The sequence below is a fragment of the Streptomyces sp. 6N223 genome, assembly GCF_052246635.1.
Classification (GTDB): domain Bacteria; phylum Actinomycetota; class Actinomycetes; order Streptomycetales; family Streptomycetaceae; genus Streptomyces.
Genome location: NZ_JBQQCA010000131.1, coordinates 1 through 2,483, shown reverse-complemented (window position 1 = coordinate 2,483; position 2,483 = coordinate 1). Strand labels below are relative to the sequence as shown.

1 protein-coding gene is annotated in these 2,483 nt (G+C 68.9%); it reads left to right on the top strand.

Annotation, left to right across the window (positions count from 1 at the left end; translation table 11 throughout):
- Nucleotides 1-18: 18 nt before the first annotated feature.
- On the top strand, nucleotides 19-2,483 hold a 2,465-nt coding region (locus tag ACTWQH_RS32620), incomplete at its 3' end, for a non-ribosomal peptide synthetase (protein WP_443290430.1).

The following is a 2,483-nucleotide window of genomic DNA, read 5'->3' as shown; positions in this document are numbered from 1 at the left end:
GTGTGGGAGCCGTTGCCGGTGCAGTACGCGGATTACACCCTGTGGCAGCGGGAGTTGCTGGGCGAGGAGCACGATCCGGAGAGCCGTTTCAGCCGGCAGTACGCCTACTGGGCCGAGCAACTCGCCGACCTGCCGGAACAGGTCACCCTTCCGGCCGATCACCCCCGCCCGGCCGTCGCTTCCTACCAGGGCGACATCGTGGAGGTCTTTCTCGACGCTCAGCTCCACCGCGGCATCACGGAACTGGCCCGTTCGACCGGCACCACCGTGCACATGGTTTTGCATGCGGCCCTGGCGGCTCTGCTCACCCGGCTCGGCGCGGGCACGGATATACCGATCGGCACCCCGATCGCCGGGCGTACCGACGAAGGTGTGAGTGATCTCGTCGGGCTCTTCGTCAACACCCTGGTCCTGCGCACCGACACCTCGGGCAACCCGACGTTCGCCGAACTGCTCGCTCGATCGCGCGAGACCAGCCTCGCGGGGTACGCCCACCAGGACATCCCGTTCGAGGCACTCGTCGAGAAGCTCAACCCGCAGCGGTCCACCGCCCACCACCCCCTCTTCCAGATCATGTTGGCGCTCCAGAACGGCGTTGACACCGCGCCCAGCCTCTTCGGCCTGGATGCCGAGCCGATCAACTTCGGCACCGGCGTATCCCGCGTCGATATCACCGTGAGCCTCATCGAGGTCGAGAACAAGGGGGTTCCCGACGGGCTGACCGGCATCGTCGAGTACTCCACCGATCTCTTCGATCGCCGCACGATCGAGGCGTTCATCGCGCGTTGGGAGCGGCTGCTGGAGGCGGTCGTCTCCGACCCGCAGCAGCGCATCGCCACCCCCGACCTGCTCACGCCCACCGAACGCGACCGGCTGCTGTTCACCCACGGCCACAACCCCCAGGACATCCCGCCGCTCACGATGCCTGAGCTGTTCGAGGCGCAGGTGGCGGCCGCGCCTGAGGCCCTGGCGGTCGAGGCGGAGCATGCTGCCTGGACCTACGGCGAGTTGAATGCGCGGGCGAATCGCGTCGCGCACTGGCTGATGGGCCGGGGTATCGGCCCGGAGCGGGTGGTCGGGGTGGCCATGCCGCGCTGCGCGGAGCAGGTGGCGGTGGTGCTGGGGATCGTGAAGGCGGGCGCTGCGTACCTGCCGATCGACCCGGCATATCCGGCGGAGCGAATCCGGTATATCGCCGCCGATGCCCGGCCCGCCCTGATCCTCACCACCCTGGCCACGGCCCCCGACCTACCTGGGGACCTCGCCGGGACCACGGTCCCGATCGACGCGCCCGAGACCCAGGCCTCCTGGCAGGCAGCCGTCACCACCAACCCCACCACCCACCTCGAACCAGCCGACACGGCGTACGTCATCTACACGTCCGGTTCCACCGGCCGGCCGAAGGGTGTCTCGGTCACCCACACGGGAATCGCCGGTTTGCGGGCCTCCCAGGCCGAGAACGTGGAGGCCGATTCCGCGGCCCGGGTGCTTCAGTTCGCCTCAGCGAGCTTTGATGTCTCCATATGGGACCTGATCATGGCGCTGACGACCGGCGGCGCCCTGATCCTCTCGCACCAGCAACGGCTCGCGGGCGAGGAGTTGCTGGAGATCCTGGCGGACCGGGAGATCAGCCACGCCACGCTTCCGCCCTCCGTCGTGGGCACTCTGCCGCCCGACGCTCCACAGACCCTCACCAGCCTGCGGGTCCTGACCCTGGCCGGTGAGGCCTGCCCGCCCGACCTGGTCACAGCATGGGCTCCTGGCCGCCGCTGCGTGAACGCCTATGGGCCGACCGAGATCACCTGCGCCGCCACGGTCGGCCGCCTGCGACCCGGCAATCGCGTGCCCCTCGGTACTCCCGTCCCCAACGCCCGCCTGTATGTGCTGGATGAGCATCTGGGGCTGGTGCCGGTGGGGGTGGCGGGTGAGTTGTATGTGGCGGGTCCTGGCCTGGCGCGGGGGTACCTCAACCGGTCTGGCTTGACCGCCACGCGTTTCGTCGCTGACCCCTTCGGCGAGCCGGGGTCGCGGATGTATCGCACGGGTGATGTGGTGCGGTGGGGTGTGGGTGGGCAGTTGGAGTATCTGGGGCGTGCGGATGATCAGGTGAAGATTCGTGGGTTCCGGATCGAGCCGGGCGAGGTGCGGGCGGCGTTGACCGCCCATCCCGATATCGCCCAGGCCGTGGTCACCACCCACGAGACCGACGCCGGCGACAAACGCCTGATCGCCTACGTCGTGCCGACCGAACCAAGCGAGTTCTCCACGGTGCGGCTGCGGGTGCGGGAGACGCTGCGCGAACAGCTTCCCGACTACCTGGTGCCCGCCGGCATCACGCCGGTTGACGCGATTCCGCTGACCCCGAACGGGAAGGTCGACTACCGGGCGTTGCCCGCTCCTGATGTCGTTTCTGGTGGGGAGGGGCGGGCGCCTCGGACGGCTCGGGAGGAGATTTTGTGTGGTCTCTTCGCCGATGTGCTGGG